13 protein-coding genes are annotated in these 15658 nt (G+C 72.8%); 8 read left to right on the top strand and 5 right to left on the bottom strand.

Features of this window, described 5'->3' with window-relative positions; genetic code table 11:
• Positions 1 to 48: 48 nt before the first annotated feature.
• A complete protein-coding gene (locus tag AB0G74_RS20300) occupies positions 49 to 1224 on the top strand; it encodes an XdhC/CoxI family protein (RefSeq protein WP_361148114.1) in 1176 nt (391 codons plus the stop codon).
• 26 nt (positions 1225 to 1250) lie between these two features.
• On the opposite strand, the gene AB0G74_RS20295 is transcribed toward AB0G74_RS20300, so the two are convergent.
• Positions 1251 to 2072 carry a class I SAM-dependent methyltransferase gene (locus tag AB0G74_RS20295; protein WP_361148112.1) on the bottom strand — a complete coding sequence of 274 codons (822 nt, stop codon included), beginning with the start codon at positions 2070 to 2072 and terminating at the stop codon, positions 1251 to 1253.
• Between the two features lie 796 nt (positions 2073 to 2868).
• Between AB0G74_RS20295 and AB0G74_RS20290 the strand changes: the two genes are divergently transcribed.
• Complete coding sequence (locus tag AB0G74_RS20290; RefSeq protein WP_361148110.1) at positions 2869 to 3522, top strand: hypothetical protein; 654 nt, start codon at positions 2869 to 2871, stop codon at positions 3520 to 3522.
• Between the two features lie 130 nt (positions 3523 to 3652).
• Here the strand turns inward: AB0G74_RS20290 and AB0G74_RS20285 are convergent, their stop codons facing one another.
• Positions 3653 to 6634, bottom strand: coding sequence for an ABC transporter substrate-binding protein (locus AB0G74_RS20285; RefSeq protein WP_361148108.1), 2982 nt, complete (start codon positions 6632 to 6634; stop codon positions 3653 to 3655).
• 276 nt (positions 6635 to 6910) lie between these two features.
• Here AB0G74_RS20285 and AB0G74_RS20280 point away from each other — a divergent pair, with 276 nt between their 5' ends.
• A complete protein-coding gene (locus tag AB0G74_RS20280; RefSeq protein WP_361148106.1) occupies positions 6911 to 7702 on the top strand; it encodes a hypothetical protein in 792 nt (263 codons plus the stop codon).
• A gap of 134 nt (positions 7703 to 7836) precedes the next feature.
• Here the strand turns inward: AB0G74_RS20280 and AB0G74_RS20275 are convergent, their stop codons facing one another.
• Complete coding sequence (locus AB0G74_RS20275) at positions 7837 to 8865, bottom strand: LacI family DNA-binding transcriptional regulator (protein WP_361148104.1); 1029 nt, start codon at positions 8863 to 8865, stop codon at positions 7837 to 7839.
• Positions 8866 to 9079: 214 nt separating this feature from the next.
• Here AB0G74_RS20275 and AB0G74_RS20270 point away from each other — a divergent pair, with 214 nt between their 5' ends.
• Complete coding sequence (locus tag AB0G74_RS20270) at positions 9080 to 9820, top strand: type 1 glutamine amidotransferase (RefSeq protein WP_361148102.1); 741 nt, start codon at positions 9080 to 9082, stop codon at positions 9818 to 9820.
• Between the two features lie 29 nt (positions 9821 to 9849).
• Here the strand turns inward: AB0G74_RS20270 and AB0G74_RS20265 are convergent, their stop codons facing one another.
• On the bottom strand, positions 9850 to 10650 hold the full coding sequence (locus AB0G74_RS20265; protein WP_361148100.1) for an alpha/beta hydrolase: 801 nt from the start codon (positions 10648 to 10650) through the stop codon (positions 9850 to 9852).
• 176 nt (positions 10651 to 10826) lie between these two features.
• On the opposite strand from AB0G74_RS20265, the gene AB0G74_RS20260 reads away from it, so the two are divergent.
• Together AB0G74_RS20260 and AB0G74_RS20255 are read left to right on the top strand one after the other, a co-directional pair.
• Positions 10827 to 11708, top strand: a complete 882-nt coding sequence (locus AB0G74_RS20260; RefSeq protein ID WP_361148098.1) for a hypothetical protein — start codon at positions 10827 to 10829, stop codon at positions 11706 to 11708.
• Positions 11709 to 11827: 119 nt separating this feature from the next.
• Positions 11828 to 12391: a hypothetical protein gene (locus AB0G74_RS20255; protein ID WP_361148096.1), complete on the top strand. Its 564-nt coding sequence runs from the start codon at positions 11828 to 11830 to the stop codon at positions 12389 to 12391.
• Between the two features lie 21 nt (positions 12392 to 12412).
• On the opposite strand, the gene AB0G74_RS20250 is transcribed toward AB0G74_RS20255, so the two are convergent.
• Entirely contained in the window at positions 12413 to 13333 is a 921-nt protein-coding gene (locus AB0G74_RS20250; RefSeq protein WP_361148094.1) for a DUF3152 domain-containing protein, read from the bottom strand.
• A gap of 289 nt (positions 13334 to 13622) precedes the next feature.
• Here AB0G74_RS20250 and AB0G74_RS20245 point away from each other — a divergent pair, with 289 nt between their 5' ends.
• Together AB0G74_RS20245 and AB0G74_RS20240 are read left to right on the top strand one after the other, a co-directional pair.
• Positions 13623 to 14279 (top strand): response regulator transcription factor, encoded by a 657-nt coding sequence (locus tag AB0G74_RS20245; RefSeq protein WP_361148147.1) that lies wholly within the window; start codon positions 13623 to 13625, stop codon positions 14277 to 14279.
• The gene (locus tag AB0G74_RS20240) at positions 14276 to 15613 is read left to right on the top strand and encodes an ATP-binding protein (RefSeq protein ID WP_361148092.1); all 1338 of its coding nucleotides are present in this window, start codon (positions 14276 to 14278) and stop codon (positions 15611 to 15613) included. The genes AB0G74_RS20245 and AB0G74_RS20240 overlap by 4 nt, the downstream gene beginning before the upstream one ends.
• The last annotated feature ends 45 nt before the right edge of the window (positions 15614 to 15658 follow it).

The following is a 15658-nucleotide window of genomic DNA, read 5'->3' as shown; positions in this document are numbered from 1 at the left end:
CAAAAGACAGAGGCCAAAGGACAGAGGACAGAGGAGCAGGAGCGACCCGTGCTCGACATCGCCGACGAACTCCACCGCTGGATCCGGGACGGCCGGACCTTCGCCGTCGCCACCGTCACCGCGGTCAGCGGCAGCGCGCCCCGCCTCCCCGGAGCCGCCCTCGCCGTCGACACCGACGGCCGGGCCGTCGGCTCCGTCTCCGGTGGCTGCGTCGAGGGCGCGGTCTACGAACTCTGCGTCCGGGCCCTGCGCGAAGGCCGCCCCCTGCGGGAACGCTTCGGCACCTTCGACCCCGCCGACGCCTTCGCCACCGGACTGACCTGCGGCGGCGAACTCGACGTCCTGGTCGTCCCGGTCGCCCCGGACGGGCCCGAGGCGGCGGCCGTCACCCGGGCCGCCGAAGGCGCCACCACGGCCCTGGCACGGATCACCGGCGGCCCCGCCGAACTCCTCGGCCGCGCCCTGGCCGTCGCGCCGGACGGCTCGTACCACGGCACCCTCGGCGGGCCCCCGGGCCGCGACCGCGCCGCCGCGGCCGAGGCCCGCGCCCTGCTGGAGACCGGCCGGGGCGGCACGGTCACCGTCGGCGCGGACGGCACCGGCCCGGACGGCGACCGGTGCGAGGACCCGCTCACCCTCTTCGTCGAGGTCGGCGCACCGCCCCCGCGCATGATCGTCTTCGGGGCGGTCGACTTCGCCGCCGCGCTGGTCCGGATCGGCGGCTTCCTCGGCTACCGCGTCACCGTCTGCGACGCCCGGCCCGTCTTCGCCACCGCCGAACGATTCCCCGACGCCGACGAGGTCGTCGTGGAGTGGCCGCACCGCTATCTGCGGGCCACCGGGACCGACCGCAGGACCGTGCTCTGCGTCCTCACCCACGATGCCAAGTTCGACGTACCACTGCTGGAGTACGCGCTACGGCTGCCGGTCGCGTACATCGGCGCGATGGGCTCCCGGCGCACCCACGCCGACCGGGCACGGCGACTGCGCGCCGCTGGTGTCACCGAACGCGAACTCACCCGGCTGCGCAGCCCCATCGGGCTCGACCTGGGCGCCAGGACTCCCGAGGAGACGGCGCTGTCCATCGCCGCCGAGATCGTGGCGAACCGCCGGGGCGGCGGCGGGCTCCCGCTCACCGATACCGGGACACCCATCCACCACGACGAACCCCGCCCGGGTCCCGGCCCGGCCATCCGCCCCGGCCCCGGCCGTCTCGCCGTCTGACGCCGCCCGGCGCCGTCGTCCCGGTGTCAGCCGGGACGGCGGGCCAGCACCAGCCGGCAGTTCGGGCTGCCGTCGGGACGCCGCCCCAGCTCCTCCACCGGCCGCAACTCGACCTCGAACCCGGCCCGGATCAGATCCTCCCGTACCGGAACGAGCGGAAAGGTCCGGTAGTACATCACGAACGGCGGTCGCCGGACGGCGTTGCGGACCCGCATCACCGCGTCGAAGCCCAGGAGCGTCCAGTACGGCGCCGAGCCCACCGGCGGCGGCGCGGGCAGCGGGAAGGCGAACAGCCCGCCGGGGCGGAGCGCCCGGTACACCCCGGCGAAGAGCGCCGGACGCTCCCGGGGCAGGAAGTGGCCGAACGCCCCGAAGCTCACCGCCAGATCGAAACCCGGGCCGAACGGCAGCGCGCGGGCGTCGGCGCGTACCCAGTCGACGGCGGGGGAGAGGTACGGCTCCCCGGCCGCCCCGTCCTCCGGGGCCTCCCGGAGCTGTGCCTCCGCCGCCTTCGCCTCCTCCGCCGCCGGACCGGCCGGTACGGCTCCGGTGCCGTACCGGGCGCGCGCCCGGTCGAGCATGCCCGAGCTGAAGTCCACCCCGACGACGCGGGTGTCGCACAGTCGGCGCAGGACCCCTACGCCCGCCCCCGTACCGGTGCAGACGTCGAGACCGGTACGGAACGGCCCGAGCGGACGGACCGAGGTGGTGAACGGATCGAGCAGGCGGTCGGGGGTACGGAACGGGGTCGCGTCGAACTTGGGCGCCAGCAGGTCGTATCCCCGTTCGACCGAGGAGAGCGCCTGAACGGCGAGTTCGCGGAGTGTGGGTCCGGATGAGGTGAACACCGGCGTCAGCCTACGGCCTGTGCCGTACGCGCCCCCTCCCGGCGGCCGTCCGCGTGCCCCGGACCCGCCGGGCTCCCAACGGCGCCCCGTATTCGTCCGCGAACCGGGGAACAGCACGTACGGCGGCCCGCTGGTCCCGTCGGCCACCCGGGCCGCACCACCGGGCCGGGACCCATAGGACGGATCCCTGTGCGATGCATTCCGGCCGCGGGCGGGACGAGCGGGTGAGTAAACGGTAAGCAAATGCGAACATCGGAGCAGGGGGCGGCGGATACGTTCGCCCCCAGGAGTCCGCCCGACGACCCGGGCGCCGTGCCGGACCCCCGGCACCGGCGGCCGCGGCCCGTTCGGCCGGGCCGGGTCCCAGACCGTACCGGGAGACGCCGGACGGTACCGGGCCGCGGTCCGGTACGTCGTACGGACCCCCGGGACGTCCCGCCGGAGCCCGCGGCCGATTGAGCCCCGGCCGAACCGGCGATCGTTTCCGGCCTTTGTCCCCCCATTCCCCGAGACCCGATTCTCGAAGGTCATCCCTTTGGTGCGTCAGATGCCGAACCACAACAGTGCCCCGTTCCGTTTCCCGATCCGAACCCGCCATTCCGGCCGGGGAATTCCGGACGCGCAATCCTCCCGCTCCGCTCATTCCCCCATGGCCACGCACACCCCGCCGACCACGGCGGACACCGTTGCCGGGCCCGTCCGGCCCACCATTGGCGCCGGTGCTCCGTCCGGTCGTATGGTTCGGTAACGCCGGATGTTCGGGCGGCTAATACCTAGGTCGACAGCAGGGACACAGATGACCGACGAGCCTCGGATTCCGGCACAGCTGGGCAGACCCGAGCGCATGTGGCAGCGCGCCGTCGTGCTCGTACTGATCGCTGTCACCAGAACCGCCAGGCCGGTATTCCGGCTCGGCGACCGGGAACTGTCCTGTTCGCATTCCAACGGTGGCTGGACCCTTGCGCTGCTGCCCGGGGGAAAGGCGGTGTTCTACGGCCAGGACGTCGATTGCAGCGACACCACCTACCGGGGCGACAAGCCCGTCGATCTGCTGGCCGACGCCCCCGACTGGCTGCCGCACCAGAGCCTGCGGGAGCTGAACGACGGCTATGAACTCGGCTATCTCTACTGGTGGGACGGGGAATGCTGGCGGCGCGCCCCCTACCCCGACTATGTCGCGGACGACGGGCTGGCCGCGTCCTGCGACGGCTATGCGGGCATCTTCGACGACCGGTCGCTGGCCGACAGCTTCGCCGACGCCGGATACCGCGACCCGGTCGCGGCGGAGCGGTTCGTCGCCCGGGTCGAGGCGGGCACGGTGAACGCGGCGGCCCTGGAGGAGCTGCTGGACTCCGCGTCCGAGGCGGGACCGCTGCCGAGGGAGTCCCGGGTCCCCAACGCCCTCGAATGGGCCGCCCGCCTGGGTGTCGCCCTGCGCGAGCCGACCTAGGGGCTTGCCCTCCTCGGAGACCCGGCTGCCCGCGTGGGCGCCGGTGGCCGGGGAGAGACGGCTTCCGTGGCGTCGGGGGTCCCCCGGTTCGCGGATGAGAAGGCTCCGTCCGGCCGCCGAGGGGCGTCCGTCAGCCACCGACCTCCCGTACGGACAGCGACGCGCGCCCGATCGCGCAGTCGGCCTCGGTCAGCGGCCGGGCGTCACCGGCCGCCCGGCCGCACAGCGGCCGGAGCACGGGCTCGGCGTCCCGGCCGATCCGGACCTCGTTCAGGACGATGCTGTGCCCCTTCCGGTTCGCCCGGGGCTGGGCATCGGTGAAGTCGATGGTGCCCGTCGCCATGTTGGGAAGGTTGACCGTCCGCAGGTTGACCCAGGTCGCGGCCCGGTTCTGGACCGCGCCCCCGACGCTGGCGGCCTTGTGCAAGGCGCGGGTGGCGTCGTACGAGAGGGCGGTCTGGCCGCTCGCCAGCAGGGGTGCCCGGGGCCTGGCCCAGCCCGGCGGGACGGCGGGGTCGGCGGGGGCGAGATACTGCTCGGCGTTCCGGTAGAAGTTGGTGGACTGTTCGTCCGCCGGGTAGGCGAGGGCGGCGTAGTAGAGCGTCACATCGGCCGGCATCTGCTGGTTGCCCTGCGGGGTGAAGTCGGCCTTGGAGAGATCGTCGCCGGTCAGGATGGAGATATTGCGGTTGTCGCAGCCCCGTTCGGAGCCGAGCTGCTGCATCAGTGGATTGATGTCCTCGGCCCGCCCCGCGAAGTAGATCACCGACGGGACCCTGGTCCCCCGGCAGAACGCCTCGGTCGGGCCCTGCAGTTCGGCCCGGTTGTCCTGAACGGTGTACAGGACCGGGCCGGTCACCTTGTACCTCAGGTCCTTCAGCATCCCGGCCCCGAAGCGGGCCTGCTGGTTGGTGTACTCGTCCTTGGTCCTCTTGGTGTCACGGGCCAGGACGAGCGCGTGCTGCTCGGCCTTCGGGACCCGTAGCTGACGGGCGATCAGTTCGAGCTGATCGGCCTGCCAGGCGTCGGGTGCGGCCAGACTGAACCAGTTGGCGTGCTTCATCGGCAGCTCGGTCGAGGAATTGGTACCGGAGATCACCGGCAATTCGGCGTCACCGAGAACGGTCGCGACATCCTTGCTGGTGGTGAGATTGCGCCCGGCGCCGACGACCCCGACGAGCGTGGGATCACGACGGGCGTAGCGGGCGATCGACTCGGCCATGGCCACCTGGTGACGCATATCCGCGCCGCCATTGGCGATCAGCACGCGGAGCCGGGGGGAACCGGCCTTGTTGATCGCGGCCTGGGCGAGATGGACGCCCGCCAGTTCCTCGATGCCCTTGACGGGCGACGCGTTCTCCGGTGAGGCGGAACCGAGGGGGCCCGCGTAGACGACGGTGACGTATTTGGCCTTCTTGCTGCGGAGGATCCCCGCGTTCTCCCGCTCGATCTTCTTCTCCAGCTCCGCCAGCGTCCAGGGGACCTTGGCCGACGTGCCGGAATCGTCACCGGGTTTCAGCCAGTCGGAGAATCGGACGTCGCCGGTGGCGATACCGACGCACTCGGGATCGGCCGACTTGTCCGCCTTCAGCAGCCGGGTGTCGCGATTGGCGGAGAGCGGCGAACTGGAACAGTGCCGGTCCGCGAGTTCGTGGGCGCGGAACGCGACCGCGCCCGCGAGGAGTGCCGTGATCACGATCAGGGCGTGGACGGACCAGAGGATCCGGGCGGCGGTGGGGCGGGCGGTGGCGCGGACGCAGTCGCGGCGTCCGTCGTCGCGGGTGGTGAGCCGGTCGGGGCGGATGGGGACTTTGATCACCCAGGGGAGTTCGGCGAGGGCGCGGCTGGGGGACTGTCCGGCCCTCAGGTTGCGGCCCCATTCCTGGTACCAAGTCCAGGCGGAGGTGTCGGCGTCCTGGACGACGCTGCGCTGCAGCCGGGCCACGTCGGTGGGTTGTACGGCGGCGACGATCAGGAGGGGGTCGAGTTCGCTGCGGCGGCTGCGGACGTCGCTGACGGCTTTGACGAGTTCGATGCCGCCGTTCTCGGCGGTCGCCTTCGGGATGAACAGCACCGGTGGGCGGGGGCGTTTGAAGCCGCGCAGGTCCCAGCTCCAGCGGCGGTGGTTGTCCCGCAGATCCTCGCAGAGCGCCAGCACGTACAACTGGAGCTGGAAGTCGTCACCCGTCTTCAGCGCCTCCGCGACCTCGTGCGCCCGGGCCGCGATGGCGTTCCAGGAGTGCAGGGGCCGGACCAGGGAGAAGTCCGTCGGCTGGCCGGGCGAGGCGGCACGGAGGAAGGTCGTGGTCAGGAACCAGCGGCTCTCCCGTCGCAACCACAGGAACAGCGGCGCCCGGCCGGGGAGAACGTTGTCGAGCAGCACCAGGAAGAGCAGAAATCCGGCACCGGAGCCGACGGCGACGCCCCACGGGGCGCGGGCGATCAGCGCGCCGACCACCGCGACCAGGCTCACCGGCAGGATGTGCGCCATATCGAAGAGCCGCAGCCGGTCGCTCCACCGGGACGAGCCCCCGGGCCGCCAGCGCTGCCGGGCCAACTGGTCGAGCAGGCTCTGCGCGGGATCCGGCAGCCCGGAGGTGAACCCCGTCGACGCGGGCATCCGGGGCCAGTCCGGATCGAGTTCGCCGACCGCCTCCTCGATGGCCCGGACCAGCCGGACCCGGGGGAAGGAATAGCGGCGGTAGAAGGCCCGCCGCCCGTCCCACCGCCGGGGATCCCCGAGATCCCGTACCAGCCCGGCGGCCCGCCGGACCTCGGTCGGCTCCGGCCGCGCGTCGGGGGCCACGGCGCAGCGGGAGCCGTGGGCGTCATGGCCCGTGTACAACTCCTCGATCAGACGGACGACTTGTTCCCCGGGCGTCGGTACCGGTGCCGGATTCGTAGCCGGGTCCGGGCCGTCCGGGTCGGTGGCGGGCCGGTCCGGGGCGTCCTCGATCTCGGTATGGAGAACGACCACGGGCATCGGCGGACGGCTGCTGCGGAAGTCCCGTACCAGCATCTCCAGCCGCCGCTGGATACCGGCGCCCGCCCCGGTCGACATGCCGTGTCGGGCATCGGGGCATCGCGGCAGTTCTCGTTCCTCGTTGGGCATGTGTCTCCCCCGTTCTTCTGAGGCTGGCATAGTCCGCGGCGGCGTCCCGACGCAAGGGAAACGCCGTCGGGTGGCGAAATCTCCCGCACGGCCTACGGCAGATGTACGCGAACGTGGCCTACAGCCATCCCTCGAACGGCCCCCGGGCGGACGAACCGGAATATTCCCCTGGCGTGTGCCCGCGATACCGGCCCCGGTACGGGACGTTCCGGCGGCTCTGGACCGTGCCGCCGTAAACAGATGACCGACAGCCTCCTACCGGGTCATCCTGACGTGATGGGAGACAGAGCCAACATCGTCGTGGTCCGCGAGAACGGCGCGCACGAGCTGTACCGGACCGGCTGGGCGGCCGGAATCGATCTCGACCTGCTGGAAGGGCCGACGCGGGTGCTCGCGATGCTGCCCGGACTCCGCCGGGACGGCTGGTGGCTGGACGACGTCATGGCCCAGGGCGGGGTCCTGCTCGACCTCGGCCGGAAGGTGCTGCTGTTCTTCGCCTGGGAGGGACCCGGCACCGAGCTGCGCCACCGCGCGGCGGTGTTCGGGCTGATCCGGGCCGCGTGGCCGGGCTGGGAGGTCCGCTGGCTGTACGACGGCCCGGCCGAACTGCGGGCGTACGCAGGACTGGATCCGGAGTACGTCCGCTGCCGCGATACGGCTCTGACTCCGGCCCCGTTCCTCGCCCCCGGTGACGAGGACCTGGCCGGGCCCGACCCGGGCGGTGTGGTGATCACGGTCGCCACCGGCCGCTGCCATATCGCATCCGACGGCTTCGACCACCCCGTCGTCGAGGGCGCCGCGCTGCTCGGCCGGCTGGCGGACGCCCCCGGACACGGCCACTGCCGACTGCATGTCAACGCCGGTATCCATCTCGACCCGGAACGCCGCCGTCTGGGCTGGTGGTCCCTGTTCTCCACGCCGCGGGCTTACGAGGTACCGGAGCTGTGGCCGGGCTGGACGGTGGAGTTCTGGCAGGACGCATGGGAACGGCACGCCGGGATCAGCGACCGCTTCTCCCCGGCGGCGTTCGACGCCGGAGCGGAAGCCGTGGCCGGGGTGCTCGCCTAGGCCCGGGAGCGGCTGGCCTCCCGGGCCCGCAACCGCGCCCTGGCCGCCCGGCTGCGGACCGTACCGCCCCGGCCGCAGGCGGGATGACCGCGACCTGATCGCGGACGACCGGCCCCGGCATCACGCATTCGGGCTCAGCGGCGGGTCGAGGCGCCCGGCACCAGCGCGCACGGAACGGAGACCGGTCGCGGCGCGCGGCCGTCGAGGAGATCGATCAGCAGCCCCGCGCAGAGCGCGCCGATCCGGCGCGGCGCGAGATCGAGCAGGGTGAGCGGCGGCCGGGCGCCGGTACCGGGGTCGCCCGCCGCCGTGATCTGGAGGTCGCCGGGGACGGAGAGACCCGACTCGGCCGCGACGGCCAGCAGCGCCTCGCCGTAGGTCTCGTTGAGGGCGTGGACGCCGTCCGGCCGCCCGCCGGACGGCGCCAGCAGTCTGCGGGCCGCGTCCCGGGCGGACTCGCCCGGAGCGATCCGCTCCACCCGCCCGGCCACGCCCCGGTCCGCGCACCAACGGGCGTAGGCCCGCTCGCTGTCCAGGGTGTACGAGTCCAGCTCGGGGCCGGTCAGCAGCCCGGTCCTGCGTACCCCGCGGCCGTGCAGATGGTCCAGGGCCAGCGGTACCCCGGCCGACATGTCGCCGCTGACATAGGGGATCCGGGCGTGCTCCGGATCGAGCGGGCGGCCGTCGGTCACCAGGGCCAGGCCGCGCCGTACCGCCTCCGCGATCACCGGATCGCCCGCGACCGGGTCGACCACGATCAGTCCGTCCATCGGGATCCGGGTCCACAGATCGCTGCCCGGTCTGGCCGGGACGACGACCAGGGCGTAATCGCGGTCCACCGCCTCGACGGTGGCCCCGGCGGTGAGGGAGGCGTAGTACGGCCGGTAGGTGCGCTCCCACGCCTCGGCGCTCTGGTGTCCGGCGGCCAGACCCACGACCCCGGTCCGGCCGCTGAGCAGGACCTGGGCCGCCGGGTTGGGCCGGTACCCCAGGTCGTCGGCGATCTCCCGGATCCGTTCCCGGGTCCGGGCGTTCACCTTGCCCTTGCCGTTGAGGGCGTGCGAGACGGTGGTGATGGAGAGCCCGGCGGCCCGTGCGACGTCCTTGATCCCGATCGACCGGGTGGTCTCGGGAGCGTGCTGCGGTCGGGCCGGTCCGGCCATCGCTCATGCCCTCCTCAGGGTCCGGGGCGTCCTCGGTGGTGTGCGCGGGACGGCGCGGCGGTGCGGTGCGCACCCAATCTTCGGCCATCCCTTGACTGCCAAAACCTTTTGGCCGAGCATATTGGCCACTCTCACCGCTCAAAAGGTTTTGGCCCAGGGGCCGTTCCGACCGGTGGCCCCCGGACGAGCAACGGACGAGCAAAGGCGGACCACGGTGACCACGCACCCGGACGCACCCCGGATCCTGGTGATCCAGCACGAGGACGGCACCGGCCCCGGACTGGTCGGCGCGGAGACGGACGCGGCGGGCCTCGTACCGCATCTCGTCCACCCCTGGCGCGGGGAAGCCCTCCCCGCGACCCTCACCGGATACGCGGGCCTGCTCGTCCTCGGCGGCGCGCCCGGCGCCGGGGACGACGAGACCGCGCCCTGGCTGCCCGCCGTCCGCGCGCTCGTCCGGGAGGCGGTCGGCACCGGGGTCCCGCTCCTCGGGATCTGCCTCGGCGGCCAGTTGACGGCCCTCGCGCTCGGCGGCTCGGTCCGGGTCCGCCCGCGGGGCCCCGAGATCGGTGCCGTACCGCTGCGCCGACTGCCCGCCGCCGACGGGGACCCGGTCTTCGGCTCCGTACCCGACGGCGCGCCCGCCGCCCAGTGGCACTGGGACGAGATCGCCGAACTCCCGCCCGGCGCCGTACCGCTGCTCACCGGCGCCGACTGCGTCCACCAGGCGTTCCGGGTCGGACCGAGGGCCTGGGGAGTCCAGTTCCATCCCGAGGTACTCGGCGCCGCCGTCGCCGACTGGGCCCGCTCGGACGGCCCGGCCGCCGCCAGAGCCGGAGCCGACCCGGCGGCGGCCGTCGCCTCGGTCCGCGCGGCCGAGCCCGAACTGCGCGAGGTCTGGCCGCGAACGGCCCGGGCGTGGGCGGAGGTCGTCCGGTCGTACGCGCGGCGCTGACGGCCCGGGGCCCTGTCGGCGTCCGCGGGTCAGCCGAGCCGGTCCAGGAACCCCGCCACCACCGCGAACAGCGCGTCCGGCCGCTCCAGATGCAGATCGTGCCCGGTCCCGGGCACACTCACGGCCACCGTGCCGGGCCGTCGCCGCAGCATCCCGTCGACCTCGGCCGGCGGTACGAACCCGGACTGCCCCAGCACCAGCAGGGTGGGGCAGGAGACGCGCTCCCACTCCTCCCAGAACGTCCGCCGGGCGCCCTCCGCGAGCGAGCGGACCATCACATCCCGGTCGAACCGGGGCCACCAGCCGCCGTCGCGCTCCTCCAGTCCGCCCGCCCATCCCTCGCCCACGGCACCGCCCCCGAGGAAACCGACGGCGGCCTCCCGCGAGGTGAACGGCACCGGCCACGAGTCCAGCCACCCGCCGACCTCGTCCGGCACCTCGGGATCCCCGGACCCGGGCCCGGCCTCGACCAGCACGAGCGCCCCGACCAGCCCGGGACGCGCGGCGGCGGTCAGCATCGCGGTGTGCCCGCCCAGGGACTGCCCGATCACCACGGCGTCCTCAAGCCCCAGCCGCCCGGCGACGGCGACGACATCGGCGACGTACGCCGCCCGGGACACGTCCTCGGGCCGCCGCTCACTCGCGCCGTGCCCCCGCTGATCGACCGCGACGACCCGATGGCGGGCCCGCAACAGCCGGGCGGTGGCGTCCCACTCACGGCTCTGCCCCGCGAGCCCGTGCAACAGGATCACCGGTCTCCCCGTCCCGCCGCCGTCCCGGCAGACGAGCCGTACGCCGTCACGGTCCACGATCCGCTCGGACCAGGCCATATGAAGATCCCCTCCAGGGCTCGGCACGGACCCCGATCATCCCTTGAGGTGGGCATGAAGCCCGTCGAAGTGCGAAGATCGCCACCAGCCGCACTCCGCCCGGACCCCACGACGGGCCCTGTTGACCGGCCACTCGCCCCCCGTACCGCCTTTGAACCGCCCGGAGCCGTACCGCCATGCCCGTCAGATCCCGCACCGCGCCTCGTGGACTCGCCGTCGCCCTCGCCCTGCTCGCCCTCGGGACGGCGGCCTGTGGGAACGGAGGCATGCCCGTCGACCAGGGCGGCGGCGCGGAGACCACCGCGACGGCACGGCCCGAGAACACCGCGAAGCCGAAGGAGAAGGCCACTCCGCAGCTCGCCGACAAGGCGTCGATCAGGGCCGCGGAATCAGCGATTCGGGCGTTCCTCGACGCCCCCTCGGTGACCTTGGACTGGCTCCTGCCCCCGCGAAAGCAGCAGGGGCGCCTCGTGGTCCGGACGGGCCGGGGCAAGGAATGTCTGCTGGAGATCAACGTCGATCCCGGACTCTCCACCGTCGTCATGAGAACCGGCGACGGCGCGCACTACATGAAGATGAACGAGGCGCGGGTCAGGAGCGTCGAGGGAATCAGCCCCGAGCAGCGGGAGTTCGATGTCGGACTCTTCGCGGACCGCTGGGTGGAGAGCCCCGACCGCCCGACGAAGTACGTACGGACGATGACCCGCGCGTGCGACATCCGAACCGAAATGCGCGAGTTCGTGGCCAAGAGGCCGACCGGCGACTCCGAATCCGAGTCCGACACCCAGAGGACGATCACCGAGGACGGCCAACAGCTCCTGGTGCTTTCCTCTTCCGAGAAGGACACGACGATCGAGTTCACCGTGACCACCGGTCCCGAGCCGACACTCCGGAGGATCCAGGTGATCGGTGGCAAGAATCCGTACACGATGACCATCTCCGCCCTCGGGAAGCCGCTCCGCGTCTACCACCCGGCCCCCGAGGATGTCCTGACCGTGGCGGAACTGGAAGCCGCCTACAAGAACGCGCCGGACAGGTCCCTGCGCAACCGGGTGTAGGGACCCGGAACGCCGCGTGCCGGGCATGCGCGGATAACAGTCCAGACACATCGCCCCCGCTGATCACTTGCGACGCGACGATGAACTGCTCTCACCGCAGCAACGTTCCAGGGGGGACCATGCGCCGCACCACCACTCACACGATCCTCGTCGTCGCACTCGGCCTCGGCCTCACCGCCTGCTCCGGCGACGACCCCGAAGCCACCGCCAAGCCGGCGATCAAGACCACCGTCGAAACCCCGGCCCCCAGCACGCCCCCGCTGGCCCCGAAGGCCGCGGGTATCGGCGACACCGTCACCCTCAAGGGCTACAACGACGGCGAACAGATCGCCGCCACCCTGAAAAAGGTCTCCGACCCCGCCGTGCCGAAGACTTCTTTCTCCGGCCCGGGCTCCGGCAAGCGCTGGATCGCCTACGAATTCGAGATCGTCAACACCGGCCCCGCTCTCTACGACGGTGCCGCCATCATCGGCATGGAGATCGCCGACTCGGACGGCCGGCGGTTCGACAGCGTCGTCGGCGAAGTCAAAGCCGGGCCCCGGATGGCCTTCGGCACCACCCTTGGTCCCGGCGAGAAGACCCTCGGCTGGCTCGTCTTCGAAGCTCCCGAGACGTCGAAGATCGCCACCGTTCTCATGGGCGGCGGCTACAGCGATCAGGAAGGCCGGTGGAAGCTGCCGTAAATACGGCTCGCGTACCCGGGGTCACGGCACCCGTGGTCCGTCGATCAACTCGCCCTCGGCGTCGTACACCCAGGGGTTGGCCACACAGCCCTTCAACCCCTTGATCTGTTGCATCATCGCCGGGGCCGGGCGGCCCGGGCCGGGGCAGGTGCGGTGGCCGTGGCCCAGGACGTGGCCGGCCTCGTGGTTGATGATCAGGGCGTGGTAGTCCTCGGGGCGGTCGGGGTACTGGTCGCTGAGTTCGATCCAGCGGCGGACGTTCACCACCAGGTGCGGCGCGTTGGCGCAGTTGACCTGGCCGCCGGTGTCGAGGCCCCAGGCGCCGCAGAGTTCGTCGGTGGTGCCGGGGGAGACGACGTGGACGAGCATGTCGTACGGCGGTGAGTCGACCCGCTGGAAGGACGCGGCGCCCTGCCGGGTCCAGCCCCGGGGGTCGGCCAGGATGCCGTGGATCTCGGCGGCCGTTTCGTCGGCGTCGAGGCCGGTGCCGTCTTCCACCTTGACGCCGTAGCGGATGAGCCGTCCCTTGGTTCCGGCGCGCTCGCCGGAGCCCCGGGCCCAGGTGTATGTACCGGGGCCGTTCTCCTGGTAGCGGGGGCGGGCGGGCGGCCGGTCCTTGCCCCGGGACGGGGGTTCGGAGGCGGGTGCCGCGCGCTTCGGCGGGGCGGCGGACGTGCCGGGGCCGGGCGTCGTCCCGTCCTGTGGTGACGGGGACCGTTTCGCCGAGGTCTCCGTTCCGCCGCTGGGGACCAGTTGCAGTCCGGCCCATCCGGCGGCGGCCGTACAGAGGAGCAGCAGCAGGACGCGTACGGCGGTGGCGGCGGGGGAGCGGCGGCGGCGCCCGGCCCGGCGGGATCCGGGTCTTTGCGCACCGGCCGGGGGTGCCGTGCGGCGGGACCGTCGGCTCCTCGGGCGGGGTGCGGTGGGGAGCCGGTCAGCCATGGGAGTTCAGCCTTCGTCGGGGACGTTCGGAGCCGGGTCGCGTCCGTGCGCGGGCCCGCCCGGGGCGTGCCGGTCCGGGGGACGGGGGTGGTCCCGCGGCCGGGACGGGAGGGACGGTGCGTACGACCGTGTCCGGGTCCGGGCGGGCGGTGTCCTGCGACGGACGCGGCCCACTCTCAGTTGACCCGAAGACGCGTGCGATCACGGTGAGCATATCCGCTCACATTGTCTTCACATCGGACGCGGATACTTGAGCCAGTTCGAACGTGGCGAGGAGCGGTGGAAGCGTATGCGGGTGCTGGTGGTCGAGGACGAGGAGATGCTCGCGGAGGCGATGGCCGAGGGGCTGCGCGACGAGGGGCTCGCGGTGGACGTGGTCCACGACGGCGAGGCGGCGCTGGAGAACCTGGCGGTGTACGCGTACGACGTGATGGTCCTCGACCGGGATCTGCCGCTGGTCCACGGTGACGAGGTGCTGCGCCGTACGGTCGCCGCGGGCGCGGAGGTACGGGTCCTGATGCTCACCGTCTCCACGACTGTCGCCGAGCGGGTCGCCGGGCTCGGTCTGGGCGCCGACGACTATCTGACGAAGCCGTTCGCCTTCGCCGAACTCGTCGCCCGGATCCGGGCGCTCGGCCGCCGCTCGCGGCCCGCCGTGCCACCGGTCCTGGAGCGGGCGGGCATCCGGCTGGATCCGCATCTCCGGCAGACGACCCGGGACGGCCGGTACATCGCCCTGTCCCGGAAGGAGTTCGCGGTACTGGAGGAGCTGTTGCGCGCGGACGGCGCGCCGGTCTCGGCGGAGTCGCTGCTGGAACGGGCCTGGGACCAGAACGTGGACCCGTTCACCACGGTGGTACGGGTCACCATGCGGTCCCTGCGCCGGAAACTCGGCGGGGAACCGGTGATCGAGACGCTGACCGGCGTCGGTTACCGGATCCGATGATCCGGCGCGCGCTCGGCGGCGGCCTGCGGGTCCGTCTCACGGTCGTCTTCGGTCTGCTGTTCTTCGTGGCGGGGGCGGCGATCTTCGGCGGGGCGCTGATCCTCGTCGGGAACAGCATGCGGTACACCCTCTCCCTGCCGTTCGACACGGTCCGCTCGGCCCCGCCGTCGGCGAACCCGTCGCCGGAGCAGACGGAAGGCCCCAGCGGCGGCCGGGTCTTCTTCCCCGACCCGGACTCGCCCTGGCCCGACGTCGCGGCCCCCGGCCCGACGACGACCCCGGAGAACCGGCCGTCCACCGGACCGCCGGCCCGGGGCGACGCGGCGGGCACGCCGGAGGTACGGATCGATCCGGCGTCCCGGGAGCACGTCCTCGCCACCATGCGCACCAATCTGATGGCCAAGGGCGGACTCACGGTGCTCGGTGTCGGGGTGGTCGCGACCACCGCGGGCTGGCTGGTCGCCGGGCGGCTGCTGCGCCCGCTGAACCGGATCACCTCCACCGCCGAACGGATCGCGGGCCGTACGCTGCATCAGCGGATCGACCTCGACGGACCGCCGGGCGAGGTGAAACGGCTCGCGGACTCCTTCGACAGCATGCTGGACCGGCTGGACCAGGCGTTCGCGGGCCAGGACCGGTTCATCGCCAACGCCGCCCATGAGCTGAAGACCCCGCTGGCGGTGGGCCGGACCCTGGTGGAGGTCGCCGTGGCCCGCCGGGACGCGCCGCAGGAGGTCCGCAGGCTGGGCGAGAACCTGCTCGCGGTCAACGAGCGCCACGAGCGGCTGATCGACTCGCTGCTCACCCTGGCCCGGGCGGAGAGCGCGCCCGCCGAACGGCATCCCGTCGATCTCGCGGCGGTCGCCGGGGCCGTGCTCACCCATACGGCGGCCGACGCGGAGCGCCGGCGGCTCCGGGTGGAGGCCGTGCTCCGGGCCGCGCCCGCCCTGGGCGATCCCGTACTGCTGGAACAACTGGTCCGCAATCTGGTCGACAACGCAGTCAAGTACAACGTGGCGGATGGGCTGCTCCGGATCAGTACGGGCACCGGACCGCTCGGTGCGTTCATCTCCGTCACCAACACCGGCGCGTCGATCGACGCCCATGAGATCCCGGTGCTCTTCGAGCCGTTCCGGCGGCTCACCGACCGGGTGGGCTCGGCGCGCGGCAGTGGTCTCGGGCTCTCCATCGTGCGGGCGGTGGCCCGGACGCACCACGGCGACGTCAGCGCCGAACCCAGGGCCGGAGGCGGACTCACGGTGACGGCCACCCTGCCGTCGCCGGATTCCCGGGGCGGCGGCTCCCCGGGCGCAACTGCCCACGCCCGGCGGTGAGCTGAGAGCCGGACGGCCGTCGCCCACAACCCTCGGCGGCCGTCC

Source organism: Streptomyces sp. NPDC020875 (assembly GCF_040641415.1).
Classification (GTDB): domain Bacteria; phylum Actinomycetota; class Actinomycetes; order Streptomycetales; family Streptomycetaceae; genus Streptomyces.
This window is presented reverse-complemented; position numbering and strand designations above follow the sequence as displayed.

Coding starts and splice junctions, on each gene's coding strand:
- AB0G74_RS20290 (WP_361148110.1), top strand. CDS start 2,869: ATGACCGACGAGCCTCGGATTCCGGCACAGCTGGGCAGACCCGAGCGC.
- AB0G74_RS20285 (WP_361148108.1), bottom strand. CDS start 6,634: ATGCCCAACGAGGAACGAGAACTGCCGCGATGCCCCGATGCCCGACAC.
- AB0G74_RS20280 (WP_361148106.1), top strand. CDS start 6,911: ATGGGAGACAGAGCCAACATCGTCGTGGTCCGCGAGAACGGCGCGCAC.
- AB0G74_RS20275 (WP_361148104.1), bottom strand. CDS start 8,865: ATGGCCGGACCGGCCCGACCGCAGCACGCTCCCGAGACCACCCGGTCG.
- AB0G74_RS20265 (WP_361148100.1), bottom strand. CDS start 10,650: ATGGCCTGGTCCGAGCGGATCGTGGACCGTGACGGCGTACGGCTCGTC.
- AB0G74_RS20260 (WP_361148098.1), top strand. CDS start 10,827: ATGCCCGTCAGATCCCGCACCGCGCCTCGTGGACTCGCCGTCGCCCTC.
- AB0G74_RS20255 (WP_361148096.1), top strand. CDS start 11,828: ATGCGCCGCACCACCACTCACACGATCCTCGTCGTCGCACTCGGCCTC.
- AB0G74_RS20250 (WP_361148094.1), bottom strand. CDS start 13,333: ATGGCTGACCGGCTCCCCACCGCACCCCGCCCGAGGAGCCGACGGTCC.
- AB0G74_RS20245 (WP_361148147.1), top strand. CDS start 13,623: ATGCGGGTGCTGGTGGTCGAGGACGAGGAGATGCTCGCGGAGGCGATG.
- AB0G74_RS20240 (WP_361148092.1), top strand. CDS start 14,276: ATGATCCGGCGCGCGCTCGGCGGCGGCCTGCGGGTCCGTCTCACGGTC.